This is a genomic window from Massilia genomosp. 1 (assembly GCF_011682185.1).
Lineage (GTDB): Bacteria > Pseudomonadota > Gammaproteobacteria > Burkholderiales > Burkholderiaceae_D > Telluria_A > Telluria_A rubra.
This window is the reverse complement of sequence record NZ_WHJF01000304.1, coordinates 1-1,086: the sequence shown is the minus strand read 5'-3', so window position 1 is coordinate 1,086 and position 1,086 is coordinate 1. Positions and strand designations below refer to the sequence as shown.

Genomic DNA, 1,086 nt, shown 5'->3' with positions numbered 1-1,086 from the left:
AGGCACGCCCATTCAGACCATCCAAGCCATCATGCGCCACAAGGACCCGAAGACCACGATGGGCTACCTGGAAGTGAACATGGACGTGGCCAGCCGTGCGCAGGACCGGATCGAGGACAAAATTTACGGTGGGCGGAAAATGGGCGATGCGCGTCAAACCGGCCCTAGCGGTGCTTGATTCTCATGACAACACCCAATCCTCAGTGACAATTCTGATCGTTGCATTGCTTCCGGGGAATATCGACAGTTCCGCGTCCGGTTGCGCAGGCTGGACAGCGCCCAAATGCAACCAGGTTGGCACGATCGGCCGGAATGTTCCACGGGTGCGGAAGTCGTTATTCCGCTGCGCCGCGAAGGGCTAAAATTTTCTAAGGAATCAATGCGTTACACGGACATCGCCGGGTCGTTTCGAGCAGCTGCCGGATCGGCTCGTGAGCAAGCCATTCTGTCAAAATTCGGGACCTGTTGAGGGTACCCAAAGTTACACAAAATCAGGTTACAAGAAAAGTTGCACTCGCCTTTTCGTGTAACCTCTCCCAAATGCATTCTGCGCGACATCGACGGCAAGACCGCGCTACCACCTGTCGACATCGAGAAAATGCGCTAGGGTGGTTGAAGCCGCAGATCATGCCCAGCCTGGACAGAGCTTCTTCCAGTACGGCGGCATGACCACCGCCCCAAGGGTGCTCACAAGCCTCGCGCGCGCGCCAATCGAATGACTTTGGTTGGAAAGTGAGGATATAGCCAACCTCGTCTTTTGGACCCTTGACGGCGACGGCGAACTGATTGTCGGCGTTGGATGCGGCGTGCGTCATGGGGAACCGGTCGCACCGACTGAAACATGTCTGGCCCGTACCCGCATGATGGACTGGCGCGTCGTACCAAAATCACGGGCGACCTTAGCGACGGACTCTCCGGCTGTGAGCCGCACCATCACATCGACTTGCTGCGCTTTCGTTAGAGCCTCTTGCAAAACTAGCGGAACGGATGAAAATTGCTTGGCAGCGCAAGCGAAAAGGTGGGAGTGGGCGCCCATTTCTGGCATGATTTAGTTTCTGAAGCTTAATCAAAACGCCCACACCATGA

General features: G+C 56.2%; 1 pseudogene. It reads right to left on the bottom strand.

Annotation, left to right across the window (positions count from 1 at the left end):
* Nucleotides 1-811 precede the first annotated feature (811 nt).
* Nucleotides 812-964 (bottom strand): annotated as a pseudogene (locus tag F1735_RS38000) (recombinase family protein); the annotation flags it as partial.
* Nucleotides 965-1,086: the final 122 nt, after the last annotated feature.